The organism is Legionella israelensis, assembly GCF_004571175.1.
Classification (GTDB): Bacteria; Pseudomonadota; Gammaproteobacteria; order Legionellales; family Legionellaceae; genus Legionella_D; species Legionella_D israelensis.
In genome coordinates this window covers 1,841,503-1,857,872 of sequence record NZ_CP038273.1, presented here as the reverse complement: position 1 = coordinate 1,857,872, position 16,370 = coordinate 1,841,503, and the positions used below count along the sequence as shown (strand labels likewise).

The following is a 16,370-nucleotide window of genomic DNA, read 5'->3' as shown; positions in this document are numbered from 1 at the left end:
TAAACATCACGCCTGGTGAATGGCTGGATTTGAGTGCTGAGTTTAATTCTCCCCCTTGGTATAATACTCAATGAGCTTTTCCTGTGCACAATAGCCTCCCTGATTTAAAGGTTTATAGCTGCCGTCCGGCTGCATTTCCCATGTATAGCTGTTGTCCTTAAGATAATTTTTGATAATGTCCTGCTTGATTCTTTTTTGTATCTCTTCATCCAGAACAGGAAACATGATTTCAATGCGGTTATACAGGTTTCTTTCCATTAAATCTGCACTGGAACAAAAATATTTTTCTTTATCACCGCTGCGAAAATAATAAACACGATGATGTTCAAGAAATTGACCAATATATGAAAGCACGCGAATACGTTCAGACACTCCGCTTATACCGGGCCTCAGACAGCAAATCCCTCGAACCAGCAAGTGAATGGTCACTCCTGCCTGGGAAGCACTGTATAAAGCCTTTATAATACTTTTATCCGTTAATCCATTCACTTTAATAAAAATCTCAGTTTCAGCGCCTTTTTTTGCTTCCACTGCCAATTCATCTATCTTTTGCAACAAGTATTTATGCAAGGTAAAAGGGGCATACCACAAGGATTTTAATTTAATGGCTTTTCCCAAACCTGTGAGTTGTTTAAAAATGGCTTGTATATCGGAGACAATATTGGGCTCACAGGTTAACAAACCAAAGTCCGTATACCTTTTTGCTGTTTGTTCATGGTAATTCCCTGTCCCCATATGAACATAGCCTTTTAATTTTCCATGGGTTTTACGAACAACCAATGTCATTTTTGCATGGGTTTTATAACCTACTACTCCATACAGCACCAATACGCCGGCATCATGTAATCGACTGGCCAGCTTCAGGTTGGATTCTTCATCAAAGCGGGCACGAAGCTCGATCACAGCAGTGACTTCTTTCCCGGATCGGGCTGCATTAACCAGAGCATCCACCATAACCGAGCCAGAGTGCGTTCGATACAGGGTTTGACTGATGGCCAATACATCAGGGTCAGTCGTCGCCTGCCTTACGAAATCGATCACCAATTCAAAGCTTTGATAAGGGTGATGTAAAAAGATGTCACGCTCATCCAGGACATCAAATAAACAATGTTCAGATTTGGCTGATTTAGGATATTTCGGAATGAAAGCCTGATAATTCAAATCGGGCCGATTAATGCTGTTAACCGCTTTCAAATAACGCTGTAAATTAACAGGCCCGTCGCAATAATAAGCATCCTCATGTCTTAGATGATGTTTCTGCAATAAAAAATCAACGATCTTATCTGGACACTGTTTATCAATTTCAAGTCGAACCACATCGCCATAATGACGGGAAAAAATTTGTTTCTGTAAAGCTTCAGCCAGATCTTCAATTTCCTCTTCCCGCAAAAACAAATCACTGTTACGTGTCAGTCGAAACGAGTAGCAACCACTGATATCCATTCCAGGAAACAAACTGTGTACATGCGTTTTAATAATGGATGATAAATAAACAAAAGTATCGCTCTCACCACAAAGTTCTGAAGGTAAATGGATCATTCGCGGCAGAGAGCGAGGCGCATGGACAACGGCATAGTCAATACTTCGATTAAACGCATCCTTGCCACTTAATGAAACGATAAAGTTAAGACTTTTATTCAATAATCTCGGGAAAGGATGAGCCAGATCAAGAGCAATTGGACTTAAGATAGGTAATATTTCATTTTTAAAATAATGCTTTGACCATAAATGAATATCATCCGTCCACTGTCGGGTTTCCAAAAAATGAATATTCTCCTTACGCAATTGCGGTAACAGTCTTTTATTAAAGGTTTGATAGAGTTGATCACTTAGCTCGTGAGCTTTTTTACTGATTTGATGAAAAGCTTCATCCACATAAAGACCATCTAAAGAACGCTTGTTAGAAGCAAGGAGCATTTGTTCTTTCAGTCCGGCAACCCTTATCTCAAAAAACTCATCCAGATTGCTGCTGCATATGGCTAAAAAACGCATTCGTTCCAATAAGGGAACACGCTCATCGCTTACCAGCGACAACACCCGTTCGTTAAATGCCAAGGCAGAGAATTCGCGGTTAATGTAATATTCCGAACTGTCCAGATCTTTGGTCAATGAGCAACTCCTGCTATACACTTCATTATTAAAGTTTAAATTAAGGGACGAGAAAAAAACATATCCCTATAAAAGCAATAAAGCCCCAGAAGGGTGAAAGATTAAGATAAATTAGCGCTAGAAAAAACAGCAGGCTAACAAAAGCCACTGGAATTGAAAAATACAGGCCAAAGACACCTTGTGCTACAGCAAATGAAGCCGCCGCCAATAAAGCCAGGGCACCGTATTGCACCGAAATCATGATCTTGCGTGTAAAGGGGTTATCATGGACCGTCAGCAGTTGATAGCCAATGACAGCCAATATAAGACCAGGTAAATTCAGACAGGCAACAGCAACTAACAACCCCGGCAATCCTGCAGCCTTATAACCAATCAAAGCCGATAATTTGACGGCCGTTAATCCCGGGAACAAAAAGCTTGAACCCACCATACGAACAAATTCTTCCGGCAGAATCCAATGGCGGTACGTAACAGCCTCATATTCTATCAGTTTCAGCATAGAATTGCCGCCGCCTAAAGATATAATGCCTATTTTGCCAAAACTGCACATCAGTGCATATAAGGTTTTTATCATAAGTCCATCATTTGTTTCAGAAAACTGACATAATCGCAGGATTTTTGCTCATTGAGCAAGCGCTTGCCTAAAGATTGAATCAATGGAAAACAACGCCCGGAAAGACAGACACTGAAATAGATATGATTTTTAATACTTAATCTTGCAAACTCGAGCTTAATTCCTGGCTCAAACCGTAATTTACAAGTCAGTGTCTCTTTTTCAACATCCAGTCTGCGCCCTTCTTTTTGAACTAAGCGCAAAAGCTTTATGCGTTCGTTTTCTGCCTGCACCTCTTTTGCGGATTCATCAAGGTCTATTTTTTTGTCAAAACCATAGATATGGTCTTTTTGCTCAAGCAAGGGCTTGTATAACAACGCCCCCCGTCGCCATTTAATATTGTAATGATGATCCGCCAGCAAAATGTAAGTGTCCGAATGCTGTTTGATTTTATAATCGGATATATTGAGAAAGCGTTCATTGAGACCTTGAAGCTTTATAATGGATGTTTCAGGCCAGAAAAAGCGGCTTTCCCAGCGAATATGTTCCTTTTCGCCCTCAATGCCCTGCGATAAAGGATGGCTGGTTTCAAATTCAAAATTCCAGATAAAACGTTTATTCATTCAACACCTGTATATTACCTCAATCTCATCATTATCTATCTTCTCAAACTTTCTGTCATCTATTCGAAATGGTGTGCCGCTTATAGTTAAAGCCCATGCTTTGATGAGCCATCTAACAGCGAGCCAAAAAAATGACATGCGGGAGAAATGAAAAGCGAATTTTTTTATCATTGAATGCTACATTGCTCTCGCAAAACCATCGCAAAAAACGATATACTTCTCTTTCATATATTTTTCAAAAGCATAACAGTAAGTTATCTTGGCTCAACGTACAGGGAGGAAGGCATGGCCATACTGTTTTTTTTAATTTATCTCATCTTTACACTCATCGTCCTTTATCATGCCATGGACTCACTGGTATGGGAGATTGGAAGCGGCATTTATTTACTCATAGCCACCTTTTTTATCGGTATGCCCTGGTTTATTGCTCTTCTTCTCTGGGTCATTATCATTGCTGCCATCGTTGTCATTCGTGTGGACATTGTCCGGGCAGCGCTCACTGATTACTTGTATAAAACAGCAGGGAAATCCATTCCTCAGCTATCTAAAACTGAAGAAGAAGCATTAAACTCAGGGGATACCTGGTTCGAAAAAGATATTTTTACCGGCCAGCCAGATTGGGAGAAGCTAAAAAATCTTTCCCCCGAATTAACCAAAGAAGAGCGGTCTTTTCTCGACAATGAAACCCAGACACTTTGCACGATGCTTGATGAGTGGCAAATCAACCAGGAACAGGATTTACCAGAAAAAGTCTGGAAGTACATTAAGGAAAAAGGATTTCTGGGTCTTGTTATTCCCAAGAAATTTGGCGGTAAAGGTTTTTCTGCTCGCGCCCATTCCGATATCGTGATGAAGATCGCCAGCCGTTCTGGCGTGGCTGCTGTGACCATTATGGTTCCCAATTCCTTGGGTCCTGGTGAATTATTGAATTATTACGGCACAGATGAACAGAAAAAATATTACCTGCCGCGACTGGCTAAAGGTGAAGACATCCCCTGTTTTGCCTTAACTGAACCCGGTGCGGGAAGCGATGCCACCTCCATCGTTTCGGAAGCCGTGGTGAGCAAAAAGAAAGTGGATGGCAAAACCGTTCTGGGCTTAAGTATCCATAACTTGAACAAGCGCTGGATAACATTGGCACCTGTCGCCACCTTGATTGGCCTTGCCGTTAATCTAAGAGATCCGGATGGATTGCTGAAAAATGAAGGACAGGAGGGCATTACCTGCTTACTGATTCCCAGAGATACAGAAAATCTGGAAACCGGCAACCGTCATTTGCCTTGTGCACAACCCTTTATGAATGGAACGGTTCGTGGAGAAAATATTTTCGTGCCGATTACCACGATTATTGGTGGACAAAAAAAGGCAGGCCACGGCTGGCAAATGTTAGTGGATTGTCTTTCTATCGGACGCTCCATTTCCCTACCCGCTTTGGGCGCTGCATCTTCATCCATTGCTTATCTCACCACAGGTGCCTTTGCCCGTATTCGCCGTCAATTCAACGTAGAAATTGCCAATTTTGAAGGCATAGGTGAAAAACTGGCGGAAATAGCTGGTTTGAGTTACATGATTAATGCCACACGACTGCTCACCGTTGCTGCAGTCAATGAGCATAAAAAGCCTTCAGTCGCCTCAGCTATAACCAAATATTTTAATACGGAACTGGCGCGTGTTACGGTTAATGATGCCATGGATGTCCATGCCGGTCGTGCCGTCGTCGTTGGTCCTCGAAATTACCTCACCAGCCTTTATCAAGGTGTACCTATTTCTATCACTGTGGAAGGCGCAAACATCATGTCACGTAATTTATTGATCTTTGGTCAAGGTTCCATGGCATGCCACCCCTATATTCGTGATGAATTTTATGCCATTTCCAGGGAAGATAAAGAAGCCTTTAAAACGGTTATCTGGAAGCATATTCATTATTTCATGCAGAATTTCGCCAAAGCCATATGCTCTGCATGGACTGGTGGTCTTTTTACACAAGCTCCGGGCAATGCCTTACAACGTGAGTACCAGCGTTTGACTCGATTAAGCCATGCTTTCGCCTGGCTTGCTGACTTCTCATTAATTTATTTGGGGGGGCAATTGAAACGAAAGGAGCGTTTATCAGCCCGTCTTGCTGACGCTATGTCTTATTTATACATAGCGATGGCAACACTTCGAGTCTATCAACAGCATGAGCCAGATGAAGCGCATAAAATACATGCCAAATGGGCTCTAGGCTATTGTTTTTATCATGCCCAAAAAGCAATGCTCGATCTTTGCAAGAATTTCCCCTCACGCCCAATAGGATGGCTTATGCGCTGTATAGCTTTTCCATTTGGCCAAACCATGCCATATCCTGCTGATAAGCTGGAACAACAATTGGCAGAAATCATGACTGAAAATCAGTCTTATCGCGATCAGCTCAAACAGTTTATTTACTTAAGCGGTGACGTAAAGCAACCTGTCGACAGAATGGAGCATGCATTGCAGTTAATCCTGAAAAATAAATCTCTCTATCAAAAAATAAGGGATCTAAAACGGGTCAAATTCGTTCAATTGCAGCAAAAACTTGAAGAAAAAGTGAAAAAAGGTGAATTAGGTAAAAAGGAGATGAACGAATTGATAAAAACTGAAAAAGCCCGCTGGGATGCTATCCTGGTGGATGAATTTACCTTTGAATCCATGAAAAATAAAACTTTTGATTCCGTCATTGACCAACAGAAAAATCCATTTGATTGATTTTTTACGTGCTTTTTACATTATCGACCCTATTCACACGCGCCTTTGCGTGTGAATTTGCTATAATAGCATTAAATAAAATGCTGGTATTTAGTGTGCTTTACAGCGTCGTTAGAAATTGGTGATAAGAGTTATTTTAGGCCTTATTTTCTTTGCCAGCATCTACCTCAAAGAGGATAAATAATATGGTGGTTGAAAAAAGAGAATTCCCTGATAAAAAAGCCATGGAAAAAGCCATGGAACTAGCTAGACAAAGTGCAGAAGCTGCACAGTATTTATATCAATCATTTAAAAAAATGGTGGAAAAGTACAAACTTTTTGATCTTAAGGGATTGGTTGAGGAACTCAAAAAGTTTGCTGAGTTGGTTGATTCTGAGCATGCTTCAAAAGGAATATGGGATGGGAAAAAAGTATCTACAGCCATTGAAAATATACAACAGCATCTCGCTAATAGCATGTCAAAACAGCTTAAAGAGTCCGTTGGCGATAAAGAAATAAGACATGATATCGCCATCAGTGATGATGCTGAGCTTCGCCGTGGTTATTCGACAAATAAGGAGTCCGTTGGAAAAGAGACAGCGAAACAAATGGATACCATGTTTAATAACTGGCTTGCTAAACATGGTTTTATCAATAAAAAAAGCGTCATTTATAAATTTAACGAAGAGAGCAAGCAGTATGAACGAGCTGATGCCAGTGAGCTCAGAAGTTTGTTAAATAGCAAAGAGGAAGGTTTTCCCAAATACATGAAGGAGCAGGGATTCAACCTGAACACTTACCAGCAGCCTTATACAGCAAAAACGGAAGAAAAAGCTGCAAAAGCAGAAGAAAAGGCGGCGACTGAAATGAAAAAAGAGTTAGCAGAAAGTAAAAAAGAAAAAGCAGCTCCCAGCAAAGAAACACCAGAACCACCCAGCAGACCTTCAGCAAGCTCATAAGCTGAAACATCTGATAGGCTAAGTGAGCAGTTGAGCACTTAGCTTAGTAAGAGCTCACTTCTGCCTTGAACGGCCGTATTGGTCCATTTTGAATATGAGGATGATCCATTGTGCTGTCTTACAAATGGGTTACCAGACCTTTATTTAGCCAGATTTTCTAATAACAAAATTAACAGAAAACCGATGAAGAAAGAGGCCGTAATATACGGTGTATCTTCTGTTTCATGTGCTTCAGTCAACAGCTCTTCAGTCACAAGATACAGCAATGCTGCCACACCAAAAGCCAATAAACCTTCTGTATAATAAGACGGCAGTTGCGATAGCAAACTGGCTCCACTCAAACTGCCGGCAGGAATCAGCAAGGCAAGTATGCAAAGCAGAATCAAACGAATCTTGATACTCACACCTCGAGCCCCCAGTGAAGCCGTCGCCGACAGTCCAAGAAAAAGAATTTCTATCGCCAAAGCTATGGCGATTAAAATGCCTCCTTGCTCGCCTGCTAAAAAGGCAATACCGATGAGTACACCATCAATGAATAAATCGACACCTACAGCCGTGATCAATCCCCAGGAAATGCCTTTCGAAGCAGTGGAGTTTTCATTCAAAGTTTCGCTGAACAATTTAAGCAATAACATGCTTAATACACCGACTATAAAGCCGACAGTAAGCACCACAGGTTCATTTTCCGCCCCTAGTTTCGGCAATAGTTCTTTTGCCACCGCAGCAAAAACCACACCGGCAGCAAAATGCTGCATAGCGCTGGTCAATCGTGCTTTAGGCTGATATAAACTGGCAATGAGCCCGCCCACCAACATACACAAAGCGGGGATCAGTGAATAAAAAAGAATATTTAAAATGGATATCTTCATGGCAATATCGTCCTATAATCAAGCAATGAATGAATTTAAATACTCATGTTACTCAACTTTGTGAATTTTTTCCGCTTACGAATCACCGCGGCATCGAACGTAGTGTCCATCACCAGTATATTTATCAAAATCCAGTGAGGGATTTGATGAGTGGATTTGGCCTTTTTATAGACCTCGTGGTCAAGCCACGCGGATTCGTAAATTTTTCACAAAGTCGAGTGTTACGTAGCTTCATTTTTTTCATCCTCGGACACTAGGTTTCGCAATTCAGCCTGTGTAAGTTAAAAATGAAAATTTAAAACACCAAAAATAATTTCAATGGCAATCAAAACAATAATAATAACTTCGAGGCTGTGAGAATGGCGATTTTCCAGATAGCCATTAAACATATCAAAGATCTCATTTAAAGTGTCGAGGCGATGATTGATCGCGTTCACACGCCTTTGAATGTGAAGATAACGCTCCATTAAGGTGTAATGCTCCTCAAGAGTTGGATGCTGCCAGAAAAATTTCGGATGATATAAAAAATTACTGATAAGATTCATTTCGCTTTTAGCCCCCAGAATTTCACCAATGACCTGACGAATCTGGTTTCGACTAATCGGCATGTGCCCCTTGTTGGACAAACTGGTAATTAAAGGATTGTACTTATCAATTAAAGCATCAATGATCGTTTCAAAATATTGCAACTTTACTGACTGTGAAAAGCCATAAGAAAAACTCAGTTTTAATTCTTCACTGTCAGAATCCAGCGTCAGACAATCCACATCAAAAAAGCGGTGAGGTTCTATGGAAATTTTATCACTGATTTTATAGCTAAATTCATCGTGAACGTCGAAAGCCACTGGCTTAGCAGTAAATAATCGGATGGTATCCAAATAAGCTTTCATTTGATGGCGCTTTACGCTCCAGGAGACCACCGTGCCATTTTTAAAAACGTAGACGACTTTATCCTCTCTGCCATAAGCGCTTAATTTAAGAACATCTCGTGTGCGCACCGATTCATAACCGACTAAAGTACGTTTATAATGAGCGTCGAGTTTGGTTAAATCAATCGAATTGGCAATGCAGTAACTCAAGCATTCCATAATTCACCTTACAAGTGCACAAACCACAATTATTGTATCTTATCCATGCAGTGTCAAAGTAAAGAATAAAATCTGAACTCTTTTTCAGTATTTATACCATTTACTTTTATAAAACAAATTGTATTGACTCAGATGGTTTCAACCGCATCTTTACTTATATAGGCTTTTTTGCGATCGGTCGCACCACTAAGCCATTGTGGACAGACTTCCAGAATGGCCGCTATTTTATCCAGCTCTTCAGCAGAAGGTAATAAATGCCCAAAAATCATGGCGTTCGCCAAATGACGTGTAACGCCAAACACTTTCGCAACCGCTTTGGTTTTTTCGTTTATTTCTTCCGGAAAACCTAATAAGGATAATTCCCGATTAAAGCGCTGTGAAAATACTTTACTGTTCATTTTTCTCTCCTTGAAAAATAGTTAGCATAAGCACTTAAGATACCTGATGTTATATCCGACCTGCCAAATGAGCATTTTTACCTCATTGTGGGAAAAATAAACTTACAAGCGTTAATTGCCGTTTCGCCTTCTCTTTTCTCACAGTTTATCCGTTTTGCAGATATCGGCTATGTATTTTTATCCTGCTAATCCTTAAGTCAGGTTGGAGCGTTTCCTCATTTCATTCGTTGAAGCAAAAAAGTGGATGAGGGCCAAAATGGTTTTGAATAAGGCAAATAGCGAATCCTATTCAAGAATTCAAAGCCATTTTGGCACCCCTTAGCCGCCTTTACAGCCAGGGAATGAAGGAGAATGCACCCTAATTCTTTATAACTTATTTTATTTCAACAGCAAAGTATTTTTTTTAAAAAAATTAAATGAATTATCATTAGGTTAGGACATAAATTGTTTTACGAAAGTTAAAAAAGATACAAGTTAGGCAATTACTGTTCCAAATTTATAACTCATCTTAGGAAGCTCAGTATTTTTTAGACTGGACGCATTTTGATGGGTATTTGAAATGGCAAAATGCATCCAAAACAAAGCGGATTTACAGAGTTTATAGACAAGAACCCATTGTAAGCGGCAAATAAAAGTAAAAACGGTCCATTTGCCCGATATTTTTATTTATCTTGATAAAAATTAAGATCCAGTTCTCTGGCTGCTTTCACATCATCAAGCCTCCTTACGGGAAGTGTATGTGGCGCTTCTTTAATAACTTCTGCCTTATCTTTTGCTTCGTTACGAATGGCTTGCATAGCGCTGACAAATCCATCCAGTTCTTCTTTGGATTCAGTTTCAGTTGGTTCAATAAGAAAACACTCTGGAACCAAAAGAGGAAAATAGGTGGTTGGCGCATGGAAGCCAAAATCCAGTAATCGTTTAGCTATATCCATAGCAGTGACTTGATAAGCTTTTTTCTCAGGACTTAATGTTAAAATAAACTCATGCGAAGCACGACGACCTGGATAAGCCACCTTGAATCCTGCCTTAACCAATTGATCCATAAGATAATTAGCATTAAGGGTTGCATATTGCGAAACTCGTGATAAACCTTCTTTGCCCAAAATCTTAATGTAAAAATAGGCACGCAACAAAATACCAGCATTACCCATAAAACAGGACAGACGGCCAATGCTCTGCGGGTAATCGGCTTTGCTTGCCCAGCAATAGTGCCCATCATTTTTCTTAACCACGGGCAAAGGTAGAAAAGGACTTAATCGTTTGCCTACAGCCACAGGACCGGCTCCAGGTCCACCGCCGCCATGGGGAGTTGCGAAAGTTTTATGGAGATTTAAATGCATCACGTCAAAACCCATATCGCCGGGTCTGACTTTTCCTAAAATGGCATTTAAATTCGCACCATCATAATACAATAATCCGCCGGCCTGATGAACGATAGCAGCAATGTCCTTAATTTGACGCATAAAAAGCCCCAAAGTCGAAGGATTAGTCAACATAATTCCTGCTGTTTTAGGCCCTACTTTCTGTTTCAATACTTCCAAATCGATATCACCATCGCTTGCGGTAGGGATTTCCACCACTTTAAAACCACACATCACTGCAGAAGCAGGATTAGTTCCATGCGCGGCATCAGGAATAAGCATTTCATCACGAGCACTGTCACCGCGTGACTGATGATAAGCCTTAATCATCGCCACTCCGGCAAACTCACCTTGTGAGCCTGCCATGGGCGTCAGGGATACAGCAGACATGCCTGTAATTTCCATAATGTATTCCTGCAATTCATAAAGCGCCTGCAGAAAACCTTGGCTGCCGGCTTGGGGGGTCAGCGGATGACGATTAAGAAAACCAGACAGAGATGCAGCCTTATGTACACCTCTCGGGTTGTATTTCATGGTACATGAACCCAATGGATAGAAATTGGAATCAATGGAATAATTTTTATGGGACAAGCGTGTATAATGGCGAACCACTTGTAATTCAGAGCAAGCGGGTAATTTAGGCGCTATTTTACGTTGATATCGTTCAGGTAATTCATACTGATTTTCTGTCAATTTAGGCGATTGTGCAACAGCTTGTCGATGAGCCTTTGATAATTCAAAAATTAACATAATTTGCCTTCCGTTCTCTGAATGATGTTCTTTAAAGGATCACAATGCTTAACCGGTGTAAACTCAATAAAATGATATTCAGCGATATCTGCAAGGTAATAAGGATCTTCTCGCATCAACGTTTCCAGATAATCGCGATCATTGGTGGCGGCTATAATGACGGCACCGGTTCTTGGTTTCATTGGCCCAGAGGCGACTAACAATCCTTGCTTATAATGGTAATCGAGAAATTCTCGATGAGCCTGCAGGTATTTATCCACCTCGCTTATGGGTGCTTTATAAGTTAACTGTATTATAAACATCACTTACCTCTGGCCAGAATACCCGTTAAAGCTGTGTTATAGCGATGGATATCCTCATGACTACGCATTTCGGTGGCACAAACCAACAGTGTGTTGTCTAACTGCGGATAATGAGTGGCCGGCGCATAACCTCCAATAATGCCTTCTTCAGCCAGGGCAGCAAGAACCTCATCTACAGGACGACTCAGCTTCAATAAAGCTTCATGAAAATAGGGAGCCTGAAAAACAGTCTTTACACCTTCAATTTGCGTTAACATTTCCACCAGTTCATGAGTATTATGATGACATTGAATGGCCACTTGTCGCAGACCTTCGGCACCTAAAAGACTCATATGAATGGTAGCAGCTGTCACCAGTAAACCTTGATTAGTGCATATATTGGATGTTGCCTTACCGCGGCGAATGTGTTGTTCTCTTGCCTGTAAGGTTAACGTGTAGCCACTTCGGCCATCCTTATCGAGCGTTCGTCCGATTAATCGACCTGGCATTTGCCGCACGTGCGCAAGGCGAGTGCTGAAAAAACCAAAATATGGGCCGCCTGATGCCATAGGCACACCCAGTGGCTGACCTTCTCCACAGACAATGTCCACACCGTGCTCACCCCATTCTCCAGGGGGGTTAAGCAGAGCCAGTGAAACAGGATTAACACAGGCTATACTGATAATTTTATTTCTATAGGCCCAATCGCTTATGGCATCCACCTCTTCCAGACAGCCAAAAAAATTCGGCTGGGCAATGATGATGGCAGTGATATCTTCGCCGGCAAATTGCTCCAAAGCCGATACTGAAGTTATGCCATGCGATGCATCAAAAGGAAGAGTAATGACCTCTATGTGCTGGTTTCGTACGATGGTTTCCAGCGTCGCTCGGTAATAAGGATGAACAGTTCCAGCCACTAAAATGCGATTGCTTTTGCTTTGTCGGTTAATTCTGATGGCCATTAATGCTGCCTCAGCCATGGCAGAAGCTCCATCATACAGCGATGCGTTAGCGACTTCCATACCGGTCAACTCGGCAATCATGGTCTGATATTCATACAACAATTGCAAAGTACCCTGGCTTGCCTCGGCCTGGTAAGGCGTATAAGCCGTTAAAAATTCTCCGCGAGAGGTCAAATCCCAAACTGCCGCAGGAATATGATGCTCATAACTGCCGGCTCCTGCGAAACAGAGTCCATTGCTGTTTTTATCAGCCAGAGCCTGTGCCTGCTTAAGCATATCCATTTCACTCAGCCCTTCAGGAATATGCCTAAATCCCTGATATTGCAAGGAGGCGGGAATTTCATCAAACAAATTTTCAATGTCCTTAACTCCGATGCTGTCAAGCATGGACTCTGTATCTTCTTGCGTGTGTGGAATATAAGGCATGTTAATGATCCTCAGCTATTTCATTTTGATATTGCTCCTCATTTAGCAGTGCACTGATTTCTCCTGTATCCGAAGGTTTGATTTTTACAAGCCAGCCTGCAGTGTATGGATCACTGTTTACCAAGGAAGGATTTTCCCTCACTTCCTCATTCACCGCCGTCACCACACCACTGATCGGAGCATAAAAATCAGAGGCAGCCTTGACCGATTCAACCACACCCAATTCATCACCGGCGCTCACTTCATCACCCACCTCTGGCAATTCTACAAAAACCATATCCCCTAACAACTGTTGTGCATGATCAGTAATTCCTACAGTGGCTTCTACTTCGCCAGCCTCAAGCCATTCATGCGTATCAGTGAATTTCAAATTTTTCATTCTCACATCCTCTTATTGTGTAAATTATAGTCAATTAACGGGGTGGAAAGTTATTCAATGGCCTTGCCGTATTTGACAAAACGAGGCTTTCTTACTCGAGCAGGAAAAAGCTTGCCGCGAATATCCACCATGACTTGCTCTGCTGTGCTCACAGGCACTCGTGCCAAAGCAATTGACTCTCCCAGGGTAGGAGAGTACCCACCGCTGGTAATGACACCATTAGCCTGACCATCAATGATGACCTGTTGGCCATGACGCATAATTCCCTTATCCTGAAGGACAAGACCAACCATTTTACGCTTTATGCCTTGCTGCTTCTGGGAAAGCAGAGCGCCCATACCGATAAAACCGCGATCTTCAGGTGTCCATTTCACCGTCCATCCTAGACCAACCTCAAGCGGCGTAACCGATTCATCCATATCCTGTCCATATAACAGCATTCCTGCCTCAAGACGCAATGTATCTCTCGCACCAAGCCCGCAAAGTTTCACACCGACTGATAACAGCTCAGACCATAGTTGAGTTATCGTATCATTAGGGACAATGATTTCAAGACCATCTTCTCCTGTATAACCAGTTCTTGCCACAAACCAGTTGTCAATATCCACACATTCAAAATGAGCCAATGTGGATACAGCATCCGCCTGTGCCGGATTTAATACTTCCAGTGTTTTAGCTATGGCTTCTGGGCCTTGAACAGCTATCATGGCCAGATCCTTTCTCTCCTGAAGTCCAACCGAAAAGCCTTCGCTTTTTTCACGAATCCAGGCAATATCACTATCATGAGTCGCAGAATTAAGGACGATGCGATAATTATCCGAAGCACGCTGATAGACGATTAAATCATCGATGATTCCACCGTGTTCGTTGCACATACAGCTGTATAAAGCGCGTCCAGTATGTTCCAATGTATCCACGTCATTGGTCAGTAATTTACGTAAAAACTGACGACCGCCGGCTCCTAAAACATCCACGATTGTCATATGTGAAACATCAAATACTCCGGAATGTTGGCGAACAGCGTGATGCTCCTCAATTTGGGAACCGTAGTGCAAAGGCATTTCCCAGCCATAAAAATTAACCATTTTAGCGTTACAATCCAGATGATTGGCATGAAGTGGTGTTTTTATTGTCATTGTGAATTCCTTTTATAGCGCTTTGGTTGTGAATAAGATTATACAGAGCAAATAAAATGGAGCAAGAAGCGAGCATATATTTAATTTCGCATAAAACTCTATCAATTTGCTTATTAATCAGCAAATAATTGCGGAGGCAAAAAACTCATTGTAGTTCATTAATTGAGATATTTTGCCTGGATCATTTGCCAAATCAATCGGATAGATTATATGCTTATTTTACAAAACGATTCAAAACGGTGAATCAAACATATCATCCAGAATATACCCCATATCAATCTTAGCAGTAAAAAGGCAAAAATGGGTGAGCTGGAATTATTACTGCGATCTTAACAACTCATAATGAGTTAACAACATGGATTAACAAATCAATATGCTGAAATGGTTAACCTCCTGGCAGGGTCTGCTCGATTTAAGCTGGTTGTTGTTTTTACTTCTTATCCTCAGGTATTTCTGGAAAGACCGGCAGGCTTTATTACAAACGAGAAACTGGCTTAAAACAAAAGGCAAAGTGACCCGTTGTGAATGGACACGACAGGAACATCGTGTCTGGCCTGAAATAGAATATCTTTATGAAGTCAATGAGCAGGAATTTATTGGGCAATATCTTTTTCTGGATACATCTCACAATGACCCTAACAGTGCTTATGCCAGGGGAATCGCCTATAAGGCAGCCATGTCCTATGAAAAAAATCAGGAAATTGATGTCTATTATGACCCTTTTCATCCACAGCGCTCTGCCCTGGATATTCGTATCCCCAGAAAATTAAATGTGGTGATTGCTCTTATTATAGGCTTTATCGTTTTGCATCTCTGTGTCATCGCCTATCAAATATTATTTTTGTTCGCTTCAGACTGATCCTCATCAGACTGACACACGCAGGGGTCTTTAGCCGTTTTTGCCTGCAAGCTGGTGATTACAAGTCCTCTGATCCCCTCTTTAGAAGATGCATTCTTAAACGTGACGGTCACATTTAATGTTTGTTTTTGTTTATATTGTGGATTTTCATACACAACCAAGACTGGCATTGTGGCTTGCCAGTTTTCACCATTAAGTTTTTTAACCTCTGGCGGCAAGGTGGCAACCGCACTCACATAATAGTTGTTTTTTTGTACTGTTTCCAGTAGTTTTGATGCCAGCAAAGCCTCGGAATAAGCTTTCCAAGCATCAGCTGTAAAATATCTGGCAATCTCTTTTTGCCGCTGCAGATAATTTTTATAATTAAAGGTATAAGTGGCAATGATGGCTTCATTCGCCCAGACAGACAGGCGTATATTATCTGCATCAGCCCGAATCAGCGTAGATATACATAAAAGGAATAGGAAAAGCATGGATTGACTTGTTTTTCTCATCTTTTTTCCTGTATTCATCTATTATCCATGTAACAAGTATAACGCCAAAATAGCGCAAGTCGATAAACGGGCATCATTCCCTGAAAAAGCAAAGCTTGTATGGCAAATAAAACAATGTAAAAAAAATCCCCGGCTGACAAGCCGGGGCTATGAATACCCGGATTGGGGATGTCCGGGCAAAATACCCCGTTTTTAGAGGGAATTACGGGGCAGAGCATTTGGGGAATGCTCGTTTCATTAGACACTTTCCAAGCATAAAAGTTCCATTTTACTTTATCTGCATTCCACAATCACAGCAAGCAGGCAGACTGCTTTTTTAAAGAAAAGATGTTACTATACCTTCCTTATGCTCATCTTTCTTTATGTGATTTTCTTAAGAATATCAAACACGGCTGTTTCAAATTTGACGAATGA

The 16,370-nt window shown here is 41.4% G+C and carries 15 protein-coding genes; 3 read left to right on the top strand and 12 right to left on the bottom strand.

Going from position 1 to position 16,370, the window contains the following annotated elements:
- Nucleotides 1-42: 42 nt before the first annotated feature.
- Genes ppk1 through E4T55_RS08360 form a run of 3 tightly spaced genes read right to left on the bottom strand, consistent with a single transcriptional unit; the run spans nucleotide 43 to nucleotide 3,285 of the window.
- Entirely contained in the window at nucleotides 43-2,109 is a 2,067-nt protein-coding gene (gene ppk1, locus E4T55_RS08370) for a polyphosphate kinase 1 (RefSeq protein WP_058500782.1), read from the bottom strand.
- 40 nt (nucleotides 2,110-2,149) lie between these two features.
- Nucleotides 2,150-2,683, bottom strand: coding sequence for a chromate transporter (locus E4T55_RS08365; protein WP_058500783.1), 534 nt, complete (start codon nucleotides 2,681-2,683; stop codon nucleotides 2,150-2,152).
- Nucleotides 2,680-3,285, bottom strand: coding sequence for a hypothetical protein (locus E4T55_RS08360; protein WP_058500784.1), 606 nt, complete (start codon nucleotides 3,283-3,285; stop codon nucleotides 2,680-2,682). The genes E4T55_RS08365 and E4T55_RS08360 overlap by 4 nt, the downstream gene beginning before the upstream one ends.
- A 285-nt stretch (nucleotides 3,286-3,570) precedes the next feature.
- On the opposite strand from E4T55_RS08360, the gene E4T55_RS08355 reads away from it, so the two are divergent.
- Together E4T55_RS08355 and E4T55_RS08350 are read left to right on the top strand one after the other, a co-directional pair.
- Complete coding sequence (locus tag E4T55_RS08355) at nucleotides 3,571-6,012, top strand: acyl-CoA dehydrogenase (RefSeq protein ID WP_058500785.1); 2,442 nt, start codon at nucleotides 3,571-3,573, stop codon at nucleotides 6,010-6,012.
- A gap of 185 nt (nucleotides 6,013-6,197) precedes the next feature.
- Nucleotides 6,198-6,950 carry a hypothetical protein gene (locus E4T55_RS08350; protein WP_058500786.1) on the top strand — a complete coding sequence of 251 codons (753 nt, stop codon included), beginning with the start codon at nucleotides 6,198-6,200 and terminating at the stop codon, nucleotides 6,948-6,950.
- Between the two features lie 140 nt (nucleotides 6,951-7,090).
- On the opposite strand, the gene E4T55_RS08345 is transcribed toward E4T55_RS08350, so the two are convergent.
- The 8 genes from E4T55_RS08345 to gcvT all read right to left on the bottom strand — a co-directional run bounded on the left by E4T55_RS08345 (nucleotide 7,091) and on the right by gcvT (nucleotide 14,603).
- Nucleotides 7,091-7,819 carry a ZIP family metal transporter gene (locus E4T55_RS08345; protein ID WP_058500787.1) on the bottom strand — a complete coding sequence of 243 codons (729 nt, stop codon included), beginning with the start codon at nucleotides 7,817-7,819 and terminating at the stop codon, nucleotides 7,091-7,093.
- Between the two features lie 281 nt (nucleotides 7,820-8,100).
- Nucleotides 8,101-8,907 (bottom strand): RMD1 family protein, encoded by an 807-nt coding sequence (locus tag E4T55_RS08340; RefSeq protein ID WP_058500788.1) that lies wholly within the window; start codon nucleotides 8,905-8,907, stop codon nucleotides 8,101-8,103.
- A 128-nt stretch (nucleotides 8,908-9,035) separates the two neighbouring features.
- Nucleotides 9,036-9,305, bottom strand: a complete 270-nt coding sequence (locus E4T55_RS08335; protein ID WP_058500789.1) for a hypothetical protein — start codon at nucleotides 9,303-9,305, stop codon at nucleotides 9,036-9,038.
- A 662-nt stretch (nucleotides 9,306-9,967) separates the two neighbouring features.
- Nucleotides 9,968-11,419: an aminomethyl-transferring glycine dehydrogenase subunit GcvPB gene (gene gcvPB, locus E4T55_RS08330; RefSeq protein WP_058500790.1), complete on the bottom strand. Its 1,452-nt coding sequence runs from the start codon at nucleotides 11,417-11,419 to the stop codon at nucleotides 9,968-9,970.
- Nucleotides 11,413-11,721 carry a YciI family protein gene (locus tag E4T55_RS08325; RefSeq protein WP_058500791.1) on the bottom strand — a complete coding sequence of 103 codons (309 nt, stop codon included), beginning with the start codon at nucleotides 11,719-11,721 and terminating at the stop codon, nucleotides 11,413-11,415. The genes gcvPB and E4T55_RS08325 overlap by 7 nt, the downstream gene beginning before the upstream one ends.
- Entirely contained in the window at nucleotides 11,721-13,088 is a 1,368-nt protein-coding gene (gene gcvPA / locus E4T55_RS08320; protein ID WP_058500792.1) for an aminomethyl-transferring glycine dehydrogenase subunit GcvPA, read from the bottom strand. Before gcvPA ends, E4T55_RS08325 begins: the two co-directional genes overlap by 1 nt.
- Nucleotide 13,089: 1 nt before the next feature.
- Nucleotides 13,090-13,467 carry a glycine cleavage system protein GcvH gene (gene gcvH, locus E4T55_RS08315; protein WP_058500793.1) on the bottom strand — a complete coding sequence of 126 codons (378 nt, stop codon included), beginning with the start codon at nucleotides 13,465-13,467 and terminating at the stop codon, nucleotides 13,090-13,092.
- Between the two features lie 50 nt (nucleotides 13,468-13,517).
- Nucleotides 13,518-14,603, bottom strand: a complete 1,086-nt coding sequence (gene gcvT, locus E4T55_RS08310) for a glycine cleavage system aminomethyltransferase GcvT (RefSeq protein ID WP_058500794.1) — start codon at nucleotides 14,601-14,603, stop codon at nucleotides 13,518-13,520.
- A gap of 373 nt (nucleotides 14,604-14,976) precedes the next feature.
- Here gcvT and E4T55_RS08305 point away from each other — a divergent pair, with 373 nt between their 5' ends.
- Nucleotides 14,977-15,462, top strand: a complete 486-nt coding sequence (locus E4T55_RS08305; protein WP_058500795.1) for a DUF3592 domain-containing protein — start codon at nucleotides 14,977-14,979, stop codon at nucleotides 15,460-15,462.
- On the opposite strand, the gene E4T55_RS08300 is transcribed toward E4T55_RS08305, so the two are convergent.
- The gene (locus E4T55_RS08300; protein WP_058500806.1) at nucleotides 15,432-15,956 is read right to left on the bottom strand and encodes a DotI/IcmL family type IV secretion protein; all 525 of its coding nucleotides are present in this window, start codon (nucleotides 15,954-15,956) and stop codon (nucleotides 15,432-15,434) included. The genes E4T55_RS08305 and E4T55_RS08300 overlap by 31 nt on opposite strands.
- Nucleotides 15,957-16,370: the final 414 nt, after the last annotated feature.